A 15194-nucleotide genomic window follows, 5' to 3' on the forward strand; every position below is an offset into this window, starting at 1 on the left:
AAGGTTCCGCGGAATTCAGCCTTGAATAAAAGGAAGAGAAAAAGAATAAGAAAAAATGCTTGGGAAAGTCTCCTTGCAGTCTTCAGTATGTAAAGTTTAGGATTCTTCATCTTATATACTGATTTCTCTTGTTCTGACTTTGCTTAAATCCATTCTGCCGATTCCTCGCGAGGCTGCCAGTCTGATGAAACTGAGGTCTTCAGGTTTTTTCCCAAAAAGCGTTGCTCCAAAGGCATCAACTGCTACCTGGTCAATTCCTGCTGCAACAGTATTTATCTGTCTTACATCAGCCAGGTCGCCTCCCTGAGGACCGTTTGCCACAAGGATTCTGTAAGCGTCGAGGATTGTCAGGGTTGGTTTCATAAATGTTGCAAGGTCGGCAATGCTCTCGTCAATTTTCTGGTGAAGCACAGACCTGTGTCCGCCTAATATTCCATACCAGTTTTTAAGGGACATTGTAAGTCCTGAGAGGTTGTGGTGTTTTGCAATCGGTATATTTATGACCTTATCAGCTTCAATGAAATCCCTGTAAACAGGCCATTCATCAAGAACCTCTCCCTTTATTTTAAGGACACGGAATTTTCTTTCTGAAGGCAGATTGACTATTGCACCGGCAGATAGTGCAGCATTTGCAATGCCGCTTCTCTGAAAAGAGCGCCTTGGGTCGTTACAGGAAACATCTGTGACAATTACAGTTTTGGCGCCTGCGCTGTAACAGAGTTCAACAACTGCCTTGACAATTTCAGGGTTTGTGTTTGCTGCCTGAGCAGGAACTCTGTCCCATCCAATATTGGGTTTTATAACAACCCTGTCTCCTGTTGAAATAAACTTTTTTATCCCGCCAAGCTCTTCTATGGCAGTCTTGACAATCTTTGAAGGACTTTCTCCCCGGACAATTACCATTTCAGGAAACTCTTCAGAGATTTTTACTGAGTAATCCCTTACCTGCATCTTTAAAGAAACATCTTTAGATGAGACATCCCTGTTGTAGAGCCAGTAGGCAAGCGAGCCTGTTGCCGCTATGCTGATTCCTGCCTTCAGTGATTTTTCCAGAAAATTGCGCCGGTCCAAATTTTTTTCCAAAGTTCTTCCTTAAAATTTTAAATTTAATTATCAAAATCTTAATATCAAATCAAGACAAATAAGAAAAGAGATGCTTTTTTAGGGAGAAATATTTGACTACTGTGCTACATTAGCAACAAAACTAATGCTGAATTTCGTGGCTGATTTTTGTATCCCTTGTAATCTTTGGAACATGCTTCCATTTTGAAATAACATAAATAAATGCAATAAGCTCTATTGCGCCTACAAGAGAGAAGGGGCGTGAAAAGCCGACATAGTCAAACAGAAACCCTCCAAGCTGAACAAAGAATAGGGTTCCCAGAAACCCTATAGCGTTGGAGATGCTGAATACAGAGCCGAGAATCTTCTTTGGGGCAAAATCTGCTGTCAGGGACGAGGTTGAAACAGAAACCGCTGCAACACCAAGACCTGTCAATATCCCGCATAATTTTACTTCTAATGAAAATGGATTTGAGATGATTCCGATAAGGGAAAACCCAATTCCGCTTGAGAGCAGTCCAAAGGCAAGGACCGGCATTCTTCCAAATCTGTCAACAAATATTCCCCAGAACATAGTTGAAACCAGGGCAACCATGCTTGACAGTCCGATTATTATTCCACACATTGCTGTTGCTTTTGCAGGAGTTATATTAAAATCCCCTGCAACGCGTACAACCCATATATTAAGAAAAACTCCAAGCATAATGCGGTCTGAGGAGGCAGCAAAGTGTGAGAAAAAGCAAACCTTGAGACCCTGGGATTTTTCGATTACTGATGAAACTTCCTTCCATGTTTTTATTACGGAATTTCTTTTGACTGGCATTTCTTTGCTCTTATGTGGCATATGGTCAACAATAAAAAATTTGACAACTATGAGGGTTAAAAACATAAAAAACGCTCCAATGAGAAAGACATTGGCGCTTCCTATTCTTTTCTGGATAAGGGAAAAGAATATAAAGGAGAGTGTAATACCTACTCCCATCATAGTACTCATGATTGCCATAGACTTTCCCCTGCTTCTTCTGTCCGTGTAGTCTGCGACCAATGTTACAATCTGGGGGAATGCAAAGGTCATAGAGAGTGAAAGAAGAAGACTAAAGAGAAAGACCAGCCATAAGGGATTGATTCCAAGAAAGTTTCCAATCACCGGTGAATAGTAATATAGAATGAAGGATAATGTTGCGCCTGACAGTCCTGAAAGCAAAAGAATTTTTCTTCCGTGCCTGTCTGATAATGACCCTATAAGAGAGAGAAAAAGAATTGATGTTATAGTGCCAATGTTTTGAATGGCGGAATTAATCTCTCCAAAGCTTTTTTGCGGCACTCCTATTACTTCCTTTAAAAACCTTGGAAGTACTATTGTTGGAATCATGTAGACTGCCATTATAAAGGCAGTGGAGAGGAAAAGCGCATAAAAATTGCTTTTCCTGAGTCCTTCAGGGATATCAATGCCAAGTAGTTTTTGAGACAAAATATTCTCCTTTAAACTATTCTTCTTCCATATCCTTTTGGAGTTGCGCTGTTGTCGTAAACCTCTTCTACATTGAAGATATAAACAGGAAGATGGAGTTCGCTCGGGTCCTCTCCGAAGTAAACGTCATGCACAGCGTGGGTAAAATCAAAATATGGTCCTTCAGTATGGATTTCAATTGAACACCTGATTTCATAGCTTATGACAGGCGGGGTAAAATAGAGCAGAGTGGCTTTTTTGTTTTTCTGCGCGAAATTCCACATGTGGGCAGGTTTTCCAGGATACTGGTTTCCGAGTTCAATAGTGCAAAGTTTTGTGAAGTCTATTTTCTGGCCTGCAATTTCTTTGTCAAAATACATGTTGTCTATGAGAATCTTAAGAGATTTTCTCTGGAACTCCCTCATTTTTTCCTTGTCTTCTTTCGAGGCGAGTTCGTGCCTTCCGAAGGCTTCGGTTTTATCAGCAGCCATTCCTTCTTTTTTAATGTGGTCTCTGAAAATCTTTGATACTTCAGCAAGGCATTCCTGTTTTGGAACAAAACCTGCGCCTATTATTTTTGCGTTTGTTGACATTGAACCGTCAGAATTTAATTCAGCGCTGCAAAGGGCGGGAAGGATTCGGGTTGTATCAATGAGCATTTTGAACATATTATCGGGAACCTTTCCGTCAACCATTTCTTTTGCCCATTTTTGTCTCCAGAAATAAGCATAATTCAGAAACTCATCCGGTAATCTTATTGCCATACAGTCCTCCTTTAAAAAATTATTTATATTTATAAAATAATTTTTTTTATTTGCCTTAGTCAAGATAATTTATGTTTTATTTTAAAATTCTATGCTTGACAGTGTTTTCGTTCAATGGTAGTTTTAAAAAAAATTTGTTAATAAAATATTCTTATTTTTAACTCTTTTATAATTTAGAAAAGCGTTGATGAAAAAAATGCTTTTCATGAAAAAATTTTATGGAGGATCTATGAGGAGGGAATCAGTTTTTAAGATTACAGTCATTTTCATATCTTCTTTCCTGATTTTCGCTTTAACCTGTGCAGGCTTGTTTGCTGCAGAAATGGGATTTGTAAATGGTAAAGTTGCAGACAAGAAAAGCAAATCGCCTCTTCCTGGTATCACCATTACTGTTGAAGGGAAGGATGCCATCGGATTTACAGATGATAAGGGAAATTATTCTCTTACGCTTCCAGAAGGAACATACACGATAAGGGCTGAACTTCTTGGGTATAAAACAGCAGAGGCAAAAAAAGTTGTTGTTGAAGCAGGCGAAACCAATAACGTAAATTTTGCTCTTGAAGAGTTTGAGGCTATAAAGGGTGAAGAGGTAGTTGTTACAGGAGAAAGGACAGGTGTCCCCCTGTCAAAAACAACTGCCTCAGTTTCTGTAGTTTCTTCCCAGCAGGCAAAAGACCTTGCCTCTTCAGGGAATGCCTCAGACATGCTCGCATATACACCCGGAGTTCAGATGGAGGGTGGCGGAAGCGGAGCTAGCAAAACCATAAAAATAAGAGGCGCAACAATTGCCCCTCCAAAGGTTACAACCGCAGGAATACTGATGCTGGTGGATGGAGTTCCAATGAACGACCCTATCTCGGGATATGCATCTCTGTACATGATTCCTTCAGAGAATATTGAGAGGATAGAGGTTCTGAAAGGAGCTTCTTCAGCCCAGTACGGAGGGCAGGCTGCGGCAGGAGTAATCAACATTATTACTAAAAAGGGAAAGAAAGAACCAAGAACAAGCTTTGATATGTCCTTTGGAACATATCAGTCAAGAGCTAACGCTGAGGATGAATATACTCAGAATTACTCATTTTCCCACAGTTGGGGAAATGACTGGATTGACTACAACCTAAGCGGAAGTTATGGAGTAACTACAGGGTTTACAACTGCAGAAACAGCAAAGGTTGGAAAGGTTTTTATAGAGTTTGGGAAAGCATATCCTGATAATAAGGTTTATGATCGCCACGGAATTAAGCATCTGCCCAACGGTTCTCTAATATATTCCTCAGGAGGTCCTAAATATTTCGGCAAGGATTTGAATATTCTTATGGATGCCGGAAGTGATATGGACGCGATGGAAAGATATTCTTTCAATTTAAGTTTAGGAATCAAACTTTTCAAGAACAACACACTCAGGATAAACCCGGGTTACTCATATCTTCAGTTTTTTGTTCCTTTTACGCCTGACATGAATCCTTTTAAGAGGTCAGACGATGTATTTCTCCAGATGTTTCTGAATGTAATAAACAAAAGAGACTACATTAACTTCTTGGACGAATGGAAAATAACTCCAAAATTAACATACAAGTTAAGGGGCGTAGTCCAGAAATCAACAGAGGGAGGTATATTTATTCCTGTGCTTGATTATGTAGATGAGCCTCTGGAACGTGAAGCCTTAGGGTTCAAAGATGGATTTGCCGGCGGAGACGGGAAATCTCCTTTTCTTCCAACTCCCGGAACAACCATTGGCAGAAGCTGGACCATGGCAAATGACTTTTCCTATGATTTTGATATCCTTGATGGGAATACATTATCAGTTGGTCATGAATATCAGTGGATGAAACTTGATGCGCCTTTGAGCAAAAACGGCGGGAGCCAGCTCTATACAAAAGATATTCTTTACCGTAAATCCTCTTCTCTGTTTTTCCAGAGTCTTCAAAAGGCTGGAAAGTTAAGTGTTTCCCTTGGTGGAAGATGGGACCAGATGACAACTTTCATTAATGACCGTGAAGATGAATTTTCACCAAGGCTCGGATTAAATTACGAGATTTCACCCGGAACAAGTTTAAGGGCATCTGTTGGAAGGGCAAGGCGTTTTATAGAATTTGCCAGAACCAATGGACTTGGCCAGAGCAACGGGGTTCTTTTTGGAAATCCTAAAATAGGTCCGGAAATAAACTGGAGCTGGGAACTCGGATTCAAGTTTCTTGCCAAATACCTGGGCGGTGATATAGCATATTTCTATAATGATTACTCTGATTTTGAAACACCGGTTCCATTGAATATAGGCGCCATTCCCGCTGAAATAGCTGGAGATTCTGCCAATGCGAGAGCAAGAAGGCAATATATGGAGATGTACAACTATGTCAGGAAATATTATCCTTTTAAAATGCCCACACCTGAAGAAGGATTAACAGCAACGAAATATATGCAGCAGTGGTTGGGAGCTTCTGTTCCGGCAGGAGTGGCTACTGAGAATGCTAATGCAGGAATGTTTGCCAATGGTACTAAAGTAGTTTATCAGGGGTTTGATACTTCTGTTGAGCTTAATCCTCTAAAAGATCTGAATATAAACTTGTCATATCTTTTTACAAGGGCAACTGTAGGCAATCAGAACCCTTTTGATTTTTCACAGGGTAAAAAACAGTCTGTTCTCCTTTCTTCTACAAGCAAAGGACTTGGTCCTGCATTTCACGGAGGAGACAGGCTGATATATATTCCAACCCATGTTTTTAAAATTTCCTCAAACTATACCTTGCCATTCGGGTTAAGAGTGATTGCATCAGGAAGGTACAAAAGTGAAGCGACTACAATTACAAGAACCGCAGTTGGAGGAACATTCAATATGCCTAAACACTGGATATTTGACCTCAAGTTTGTTCAGCCATTTTTCAATAATAAATTTAAACTTAGTTTCTCTATCGAGAATGTCTTCAGCAGAAAATATTATGCAGAGAGTGTTATTCCTTCAAATGTGGCAAGATATGATTTAGGAATTAGTTATAGTTTCTAAAAATATTTTATTTAGGTGATTGTAAAACTTTTGGCACCAAATTATAGTGGTGCTAATGAATCTAAATACATTTGAATACCTATGTAAAACAGAAAACAAAGCACGGCTTTATTTTAAGAAAAACTGCTGGAAAAACAGCCATGTTTTTTGCACAACTTGTAGAAGCTATAAAATCTATAGGATTCCAGATAAAAGATACCGTTGTAAGCGCTGTGGTTACAGATTCCATGACTTTACCGGCAGATGGATTAATAGACTGAATATATCTTTTAAAAAATGGCTTTGGATTATAAAGCTTTTTGAACTTGAGGTATCTGCAAGAAAGATAGCCCAACAAGTTCAATTGAGCTACCCTACAGTTCTTAAGGCTGTTACTTTCTTGAGAATTACTATTGTAGTCAGCACTAAAGGAGCCCAGGAACTTCTTAATGGGGAGATAGAGCTTGATGAAACATATTTTGGTGGAAGACGCAAAGGTAAACGTGGCAGAGGTGCATATAACAAAGTCCCTGTATTCGGTATTCTCGAGAGAGATGGGGTTGTTAAAGTTGAAGTGCTTAAAGATGTTACTGCCCAATCCATTCTTAACATGACTATTAAAACTGTAAGAAGAGGTTCTATTGTTTACACTGATAAGTTCAGAAGCTATGATGCCCTTATGTTTTGTGGGTATAGACATTTGAGAATTGATCATGGTAAAAGATTTGCAAGAGGAAAAGTTTACATCAATGGCCTTGAGGGGTTCTGGAGTTATGCTAAAGAAAGACTTATTAAGTTTCATGGCGTATCTCAAAAAAAGTTTCCTTTTTACTTGAAAGAAATGGAATTCCGTTACAATAATAGAAACAAAGATATATTCTCTTTACTGGTTAAAAATATGTGTAACTTCGTGCCAAATCTTTTATAATCACCTTTATTTAAACATGGGATGATATGAAAAAAATAAAAATTATTTCTGTATATTCTCCTCTCAAAGTATCTTATTCACTCTTAGGTATGGTGGTCGGTGGAATTGCTTACGGGCTGACGCTTGGTAACAATCATGTTACAATGGGAATCTTGAATCCGTCTTGCAGAGGGACATATGTTATAACTCCAAAGATTCTCACTGCTGAAGGACCTGTTTATTTTGCAGGTAAAGCTGACTGAAGATTCTTGAAAACAGATAGCCAATGCATTTCTCAGTGCTTACAGAATATTCTTTAAGGGTGGAGGATATTATATGCCTATTGCACAGTGCCGTGGATGCTGGGGCATAAAGTTAAGATTTTGCAGAAAAAATGCAGTGTCTGTGGCAGTACTTATCCTTCTTTGGATCACGGTTCTATAGTTGTGCTTTTAATTTTCTTTGTCACAATAATCATATTCGGAATTTACCTGTTTATTTACTTTTTCAGATAGAGGCATTGTTTTCAGCAGGACACAGAGTTTGTTATATAAAGGTTTTTGATGTTGCTTATTTTATAAAGGAGAAAGAGTGGAAAAAAAAGTTGATGACGAGGAGATATTTAATCTTGAGGAACTTGTGATCTCAACATCTCTTGAACTGGAGGCATTGATTGAAATACTGGTGGAGAAAAAGATAATCACAAAAGAAGAGATGATAACCAAAATGAAAAACCTTGCCAAGCTGATAGAATAAAATTTCTTTGCGCCTGTAGCTCAGTTGGATCAGAGTGGCGGACTCCGGATCCGCAGGTCGGGAGTTCGAGTCTCCCCAGGCGCATCAAGTGCGGAATTACAGCGTAGATTATAATAGTTGGGATATTATAACCCATGCTTTATGCATGGCAGTTCATTTTGCTGGTTTAATATATTGTATAAAACAGGTGAGAAGCCCGACTGGAAAATGGAAAAACTTGCAAAGATTTATAATGATATAAATTTAGTGAATATGAATTTCTCCAAAAAATTATCAGATATAAAAATCAATGATGCGATACTCAATGCCATTGCAAAGCTTGGTTTCTTTGCTGAGAATATAAACATAATGATAAGCAAGGATAGGCTTGCTGAGATAGAAGACTTATTCCAGCCTTATTTCCTTCCATAGTCCCAACGGGAGTCGAACCCGTGTTTCTGACGTGAGAGGCCAGTGTCCTAGGCCACTAGACGATGGGACCAGTTTACAAAATTTTAAATTGTAAATTGCAAAGTTTAAAATGCAAAGTGCAAAATCAAAATTGCAGAATGCAAATTTATGGATGCGATAACAGAAGGATTTTTTTTTGTCAATTTTTTTGTAAAATGATTACACAGATTTTAGGAAGATTACACAGATTTTTGCGGGCTAAATTTTAAATAGAATTAGTAGAGAGTAGTTAGTCATAAGTTATAGGTTATAAGTCAGTCTTTAAACCATGTTATTCCTCGATATCCATTCCGCGTATCCCTGTATTTAATCTTTTCCGGTTCGATGACAATTATTTTAAAATTGATATCAGGCGGGAATCTTGTCTCATCAATTCCGAGTTTCTTTACAGTTGCTTTAAATTCATCACGTTCTTTAAAGCGTGCGTAAATCTTTGCCTTTCCCCAGATTTGCAAACCTCTTGCACCGAAAAAGTTTTCCTTTGGGTTATAAGGAGAGGCAATTGACACAGCCACATTGGGGTTTTCCCTGATAAAAGCAATCTTTGCCCCACCTTCAGAAAAAACATATAGATTTAGCCCCTTATGCTTGTATTCAAGAGGAGTGCATCTTGGGATATTGTTGCGTGAAGTTGCAAGATGAAGCACATTGTTTTCAGAGATGAATTCAGTTATGGCTTTTTCTGCTGATTCCGGTGTCAGGTTTTCTTTAAGCTTAATGCCTGCATTATCAAGCGCTTTTTTTAGCCTGTCGGAAGTCCTTGTAACTGTAATTCTTGCCATACAGCGTTCTTATAAAAGTTATAAGTTGTAAGTAATAAGTTATTGGTTAGTTTGTAACTGGGGGACTAGGATTCGAACCTAGATAGACAGAGTCAGAGTCTGCCGTCCTGCCGTTAGACGATCCCCCAAGAAAAAATTATCGTGATATTTTTTTCACTTATAGCTTATGGCTTATAGCTTAAAGCTTTTGTGTTGGAGAAAATACCTGAATAAAAACATGCTGTCAAATGGAAAAAATTTTAGGCTAAAATCTTAGTTGCCATTTTAGTGTAAGATTAGTATTAGCAATAAGAAATTTTTAGATTTCTTTTTATTGTTTTGAATTTAGGTAATTTGAATTTTGAATTTGTTTACCTGCCTGACGGCAGGCAGGGGATTTAGATATTAGGATTTAGAATTTTGCCTTTTAAAATTACTAGCAGGAGATATTAAAATGAACTGTGATGTTGTAGTCGTTGGCGCTGGACCTTCCGGTCTTTCAGCAGCAAGGGCGCTTGGGCGGAAAAACCTTAATGTAATTGTGGTTGATAGAAAGGCATTTGCCAGAGACATAAACATTGGCATCATGGAGATGCTTTCACTCCAGCCAAACAAGATTGATGTTACAGATGAGAAAATAGTTTTCAAGGAGAGTGATTTTGAACTAAACCGCAAAAAAGCTGTGAGAAGCGAAATTTACGGTTTTGCAGCTTTTTCTCCCTGTCTTAATTCCCTTGCAATGGTATCAGAATTCCCGACAAATTTTTCTGTAGATTACAAGTACTGGATAGAGAAATTAGAAGAAGAAGCCCTGCAGGCAGGAGCAAAGATTTTTTGCAGGGTTGAAGTCACAGGTTTGATTTTTGATAAAGAAAGAGTAGCAGGAATAAAATGTGTTGATGAGAAGGGAAAGGAATTTGCAATCAGGGCAAATATCACGATAGGTGCTGACGGCATAAGGTCTAAGGTCTCAAGATTTTCAGGGTTTAAAAAGGAGAGATGGGGGATACACAGAATTATTGGATGCAGGATTAAAAACTTTGATATTAGGTTAACTAAAGCTGGCAGGGGGTTTAACCCTGTATATCATAATATGTACCTTGGAAGCAGGTTTGTTGGTCCAAACACTCTTGGAATCAGCGCATATCTTGGCGAGAATGAGATTTATATTATTAATGTTATCCAGACAAATGATATTTATGAGAAGCCAGAAATATCTCCAAAGGACTCATTAAACAAGTTTATCTTATTTTTAAAAAACCATCCTCACTGTTCAGAAGCTTACAGGAAGGCAACAAGGGAAAAGAAGTTCTGCTTTTTACTTCCTGTGGATTCTCCTGTTGCAAAACCTTTTGAAAAAAGCGGTGTTTTCCTGATTGGAGATGCTGCGTTTACAATTGAAACCCAGTGGACAGGAGCAATGGCTGTTGCAACTGAGGCTTCAAAATCTATTTTTAATGTATTGAACAATGAGAGAAGAACTGATGAATATTTTTCAGAATATGAAAAGTGGTGGGCAAGGTTTGTAAAAAATGCAAAAAGGCAGTTTGACTTTACAACATTTATGCATTCGCTTGATGATGAAGAGCTTGATGAATTTATGGGGCTTTTTGAGGAGGAGATAAAGCTTGAGCATCTGGCAGGCACTGATGATGAGTTCGGAACTCCAAATGAGTTTATAATACGGGTAAACGAGAAATTGTCAAGAACTAACCCTGATGAAATAAAATCTCCAAAGATAAAAATGGTTGTGAAAATGATACAGGGACAGAATGGATAAATAAATGCCAAAGCTCAAACGACTAAAACATTTGATTTTTGGATTTTGACATTCATTTGACATTTGCCTGCCTGCCGTCAGGCAGGGGTTTTGAAATTTGAACTTGTGATTATCTGCCAAAAGAAATTCATAAGGAGAGCAAAGATTGTTTTTAAAAATCCAATTAAATGAGTGCACAAGATGTTGCAGTTGTGTTGATATGTGTGATGAAAATGCCCTGAGGTTAATTAAAGACGAAATAAAGGTTGATGATTTGCTATGTACGAGGTGCGGTGTGTGTGTTGAGGTCTGCCCCTTAGAACTGATAACAATGGAATAGTATTAATTTTGATCCCCCCACTTTTTTAAAAAATGGGAGATAATTGCTAAGTCACTTGCACAGTTATATTTTTCAAAAATCTTACTTTATGATTTATATCATAGCGACATATTTTCAGAAATGCGATAATGACCTTAACGTTATGGATAGTTTTTAATTAAAATTAACCTAAAAATTGAAAAGGAGGAAAACAATGTTTTGTTATCAATGTGAACAGACCCCGACGGGAGGCTGCACAAAAATAGGGGTATGCGGCAAGAATGAAGATGTTGCGAGTCTTCAGGATACGCTGTTATTCGGACTGAAAGGCATTGCTGCCTACGGATTCCATGCAAGGGAGCTTGGTGCATCTGACCCGGAGATTGATTCTTTTATGTATGAAGCCCTTTTTTCCACAGTAACAAATGTGGACTTTGATGCAGGACGTTTTGTAAAGCTGGTTTTAAAATGTGGTGAAATGAATCTTAAGGTAATGAAACTTCTTGATGAAGCCCATACAAAACGTTTCGGCAATCCTGTCCCCACAGAGGTTACAGTGGGTACAAAGAAAGGAAAGGGAATTGTTGTAACAGGACACGATTTGCTTGACCTTTATGAGTTGCTGAAGCAGACAGAAGGGAAGGGTATTAATGTTTATACCCATAGCGAAATGCTCCCTGCGCACGGATATCCTGAACTCAAGAAGTTTAAGCATCTTGCAGGAAATTATGGAGGGACTTGGCATTCCCAGAAGGATGAATTTGAGAAATTCTCCGGTGCCATTCTTGGGACCACTAACTGTGTCATGCCGCCTAAAGAATCCTATAAAGACAGGTTCTTTACCTGCGGCATAACAGGGCTTGACGGAGTAAAGCATATTGAAGGGAGAAACTTTAAGGCTGTTATAGATAAAGCCCTTTCTCTTCCAGAGCTTCCGGAAGCGCCGGGAAAGAAGATTATGACAGGTTTCCATCACACGGCAATTCTTGGTATTGCTGATAAGGTAATAGGTGCAGTAAAAGCAGGAAAAATAAAACGCTTTTTCTTAATAGGCGGATGCGATGCTCCGGGCAAGGGTGGCGAATATTTCACTGAGTTTGCAAAGCTTGTTCCAAAGGATTGCGTTATACTGACCCTTGCATGCGGGAAGTACCGTATAAACAATATAGACTATGGAAACATTGATGGTATTCCAAGACTAATTGATATTGGTCAGTGCAACAATTCATATTCAGCCGTACAGGTTGCTGTTGCACTTGCAGGTGCTTTCAACTGCGGCGTAAATGACCTTCCGTTGTCCCTTGTGCTGTCATGGTTTGAGCAGAAGGCTGTTGCAATCCTTCTCTCTCTGCTGAATTTGGGGATAAAGAATATATATGTAGGTCCAAAGCCTCCTGCGTTTATAACACCGGGGGTATTCAAGGTGTTGCAGGATAATTTCAATCTCCAACTCGTATCATCTCCTGAAAAGGATATGAAGGCGATATTGGGGAAATAATCAAAATGAAGACCAATTCTTTAACCTTGCCCTTCCTTTATAAAACAGGGAGGGCAGGGTGATTTCTAATAAACCTGTCAAGATAGTTACTTCCTTAATTAAGTTATCCTTTCAAAGCCAATCTCGAATTTAACTGATATCATAAACTTTTAGATTTCAAAATCAAAGCCCCTGCGCCTATGAGGCTTGAGTTGTATCCGAGCTGCGGGCTTACAAGTCTTATATTGCGGTGCTGGTATTCATAGACGTAGTGTTTTAAGTTTTCTTCTATGAGTTTAAAAAGAATCTCATTATTTACCATCACGCCACCTCCTATTACCAGAAGGTCAATGTCTGCAAGGTTTACAACATAGGACAGAGCCTTGCTGATGTGTCCTGAAACTTCTTTAAGAAGAGAAAAGGCTTCTTTGTCATTATTGCTGGCAGCCCTGACAACTGTTTCCGCAGTTATCTCCTCAGGCTTTATCTCAGAATTTATTTTTAAAAATTTCCTGCCTTCAGAAATCCGTTTTCTTGCAAGGTTTGCAATAGCAGTACCTGATGCAAGGGCTTCAAGACACCCCTTTCTTCCGCAGGTGCAGTCAGGGCCATTATCATCTATAATCATATGCCCGATTTCTCCTGCAAGCCCGCGGTTACCAAGAAGAAGATTTCCGTTGACTACAAGCGCGCCTCCGATTCCTGTGCTAATGGTTATCCAGAAAAAGCTGTTCTCATTTTTTCCGTGACCAAAGTGAAGTTCTCCAATGGCAGCAGCATTAACATCATTTGCGACCTTCACAGGTATTGAAAATTTATCTTTTAATAACCTTTTAACCGGAATATTTCTGAGGTTCCAGTTTGGGGCATAAAGGAGGACGCCGTTTTTTTCATCAACTATTCCCGGTGCTGCAACACCGATTCCGCTTATCTCTTTCATGTCAACCCCTGCATCGGCAATTGCGCTGTCAATGGTTTCAAATGTAAGGTTCATTATATCGTCTATTCTTTTTGAGGCAGGTGTGCGTTTTTTCAGCGAGTGTATGATTTTTCCATCATCATTAATCAAGCCAATCAGAATTTTTGTCCCTCCTAAGTCTATCCCAATTGAAAGCATTTTTTCTCCTTTTACATTTACTTTACATTTTAGTAACAATTATTTACAGACTTTTTAAATTAATTTAAATATAACAAACCATTATATTAAAAACAATTTTTTAAGGAGGTGAAGAAAATCAGTTAATCTAATATGTCTTAGCATTTAAACTCAATTTCTAATTTTAAAGGAGGAACCTATAGTGTTCAAAAAAAATATTAAATTAATTTTAATGCTCATGGCAATCGGAGTATTTGCAACCTTTTTAATAAGTATTTTATCCTCATTTGCCGGAGAAGAAGAAACCAGCCACGACATGTCTGCTATGCAGCAAGGGACCATGGCAACCCAGGGAACAACTCAGGGTAAGACTCCTGAAGCAGTACAGGGAACAGATAACAAGCAGGCAATGCCGCCGGGTATGACTCATGATTCCGGGAGCCATGCAAAACACTCAGGGCATTCATGGGAAGATATGAAGAAGTGGCCCGGTATGGAGAACAGGACAAAAGAAGAACTTGATGCAATGATGATGATGATGGCTCCTGACCACGAAGTTTATGTAAGCAGCAAGGATCTCAAGAAAGATGTTGGAGTTATTGTAATTGCTCATGGCGGAACCAAAGTATGGAATGATTCGCTTGCAAAATCTTTAGCGAAGATTTCCAACACATTTCCAACAACCGTTGCATTTGGAATGGCAATGGGAAATTCTTCACACATTCAGGAAGGAATTAATCATTTAGAAGAGGCAGGTGCAAAGACAATTGTAGTTGTAATGGCATTTTTCAACGAGTACAATGAAGTTGCAGACCAGATAAAATATATTTTCGGGCTTTCAGATAAACCGGAGTGGCCTCCTGTTGAAAGGGTGAAATCAAAGGCAAAAATAGTATTTGCTCACTATATGGATGACAATCCTCTTCTTGCAGAGATTTTAACAGACCATGCAAAGGCAATAAGCTCTAACCCTAAAAAAGAGACAGTCATAATAGTTGGTCATGGCCCTGTTAACCCTGATTACAACAAAAGAAATATTGGAGTAATGAAAAAAATAGCTAAAGAGGTGAAGGCTTCAGGCGGGTTTAATGATGTGAAGGCATGGAACCTTCAGGATGATGCTCCAAAAAATATAAGAGATGCAAATGTTGAAAAAATCAGAGGAATGATAGGAGAAGCAACCAAAGCTGGTAACAAGGTTCTCATTGTAGGAATGCTGATTTCAAGCAGAGGAATCCAGCATAAACTGAAAACTGACTTCAAGGATCTTGAATATAAATTTAACGAAGAAGGCGTTGTTAAGCATGAGAATTTTGGACTGTGGGTTGGAGAAGCAGTAAGAAAAGTGATTATAAAAGAAGAGTAGGGATAACAAGTTAGGATTCAAGGATTCGAGTGGTCAAGGGTTCAGGT

The 15194-nt window shown here is 38.7% G+C and carries 12 protein-coding genes and 3 tRNA genes; 8 read left to right on the top strand and 7 right to left on the bottom strand.

Going from position 1 to position 15194, the window contains the following annotated elements; all coding sequences use genetic code 11:
* Positions 1–111: 111 nt before the first annotated feature.
* The 3 genes from A3H37_00180 to A3H37_00190 all read right to left on the bottom strand — a co-directional run bounded on the left by A3H37_00180 (position 112) and on the right by A3H37_00190 (position 3276).
* Positions 112–1083 (bottom strand): cytoplasmic protein, encoded by a 972-nt coding sequence (locus tag A3H37_00180; GenBank protein ID OGL51320.1) that lies wholly within the window; start codon positions 1081–1083, stop codon positions 112–114.
* A 121-nt stretch (positions 1084–1204) separates the two neighbouring features.
* Positions 1205–2533: a hypothetical protein gene (locus tag A3H37_00185; GenBank protein ID OGL51321.1), complete on the bottom strand. Its 1329-nt coding sequence runs from the start codon at positions 2531–2533 to the stop codon at positions 1205–1207.
* Positions 2534–2544: 11 nt separating this feature from the next.
* Positions 2545–3276, bottom strand: coding sequence for a hypothetical protein (locus A3H37_00190; protein ID OGL51322.1), 732 nt, complete (start codon positions 3274–3276; stop codon positions 2545–2547).
* Positions 3277–3463: 187 nt separating this feature from the next.
* Between A3H37_00190 and A3H37_00195 the strand changes: the two genes are divergently transcribed.
* The 5 genes from A3H37_00195 (at position 3464) to A3H37_00215 (ending at position 8330) form a co-directional block, all read left to right on the top strand.
* Positions 3464–6277, top strand: a complete 2814-nt coding sequence (locus tag A3H37_00195) for a hypothetical protein (protein OGL51323.1) — start codon at positions 3464–3466, stop codon at positions 6275–6277.
* 247 nt (positions 6278–6524) lie between these two features.
* Positions 6525–7184: a hypothetical protein gene (locus A3H37_00200; GenBank protein ID OGL51343.1), complete on the top strand. Its 660-nt coding sequence runs from the start codon at positions 6525–6527 to the stop codon at positions 7182–7184.
* A 26-nt stretch (positions 7185–7210) separates the two neighbouring features.
* Positions 7211–7426, top strand: coding sequence for a hypothetical protein (locus tag A3H37_00205; protein OGL51324.1), 216 nt, complete (start codon positions 7211–7213; stop codon positions 7424–7426).
* Positions 7427–7928: 502 nt separating this feature from the next.
* Positions 7929–8006 (top strand) — tRNA-Arg (locus A3H37_00210).
* A gap of 120 nt (positions 8007–8126) precedes the next feature.
* Positions 8127–8330: a hypothetical protein gene (locus A3H37_00215; protein ID OGL51325.1), complete on the top strand. Its 204-nt coding sequence runs from the start codon at positions 8127–8129 to the stop codon at positions 8328–8330.
* Here the strand turns inward: A3H37_00215 and A3H37_00220 are convergent.
* The 3 genes from A3H37_00220 to A3H37_00230 form a co-directional block, all read right to left on the bottom strand.
* Positions 8328–8400, bottom strand: a tRNA-Glu gene (locus A3H37_00220). The genes A3H37_00215 and A3H37_00220 overlap by 3 nt on opposite strands.
* Positions 8401–8623: 223 nt before the next feature.
* On the bottom strand, positions 8624–9151 hold the full coding sequence (locus tag A3H37_00225; GenBank protein ID OGL51326.1) for a hypothetical protein: 528 nt from the start codon (positions 9149–9151) through the stop codon (positions 8624–8626).
* 57 nt (positions 9152–9208) lie between these two features.
* A tRNA-Gln gene (locus A3H37_00230) sits at positions 9209–9279 on the bottom strand.
* Between the two features lie 305 nt (positions 9280–9584).
* Here A3H37_00230 and A3H37_00235 point away from each other — a divergent pair.
* Positions 9585–10910 (top strand): hypothetical protein, encoded by a 1326-nt coding sequence (locus A3H37_00235; protein OGL51327.1) that lies wholly within the window; start codon positions 9585–9587, stop codon positions 10908–10910.
* Between the two features lie 512 nt (positions 10911–11422).
* The gene (locus A3H37_00240) at positions 11423–12706 is read left to right on the top strand and encodes a hydroxylamine reductase (protein ID OGL51328.1); all 1284 of its coding nucleotides are present in this window, start codon (positions 11423–11425) and stop codon (positions 12704–12706) included.
* Between the two features lie 139 nt (positions 12707–12845).
* On the opposite strand, the gene A3H37_00245 is transcribed toward A3H37_00240, so the two are convergent.
* Positions 12846–13802: a hypothetical protein gene (locus A3H37_00245; protein ID OGL51329.1), complete on the bottom strand. Its 957-nt coding sequence runs from the start codon at positions 13800–13802 to the stop codon at positions 12846–12848.
* A gap of 181 nt (positions 13803–13983) precedes the next feature.
* Between A3H37_00245 and A3H37_00250 the strand changes: the two genes are divergently transcribed.
* On the top strand, positions 13984–15147 hold the full coding sequence (locus A3H37_00250; protein ID OGL51330.1) for a hypothetical protein: 1164 nt from the start codon (positions 13984–13986) through the stop codon (positions 15145–15147).
* Positions 15148–15194 lie beyond the last annotated feature (47 nt).

The organism is Candidatus Schekmanbacteria bacterium RIFCSPLOWO2_02_FULL_38_14 (genome assembly GCA_001790855.1).
In the GTDB taxonomy this organism is placed as follows: Bacteria; Schekmanbacteria; GWA2-38-11; order GWA2-38-11; family GWA2-38-11; genus 2-02-FULL-38-14-A.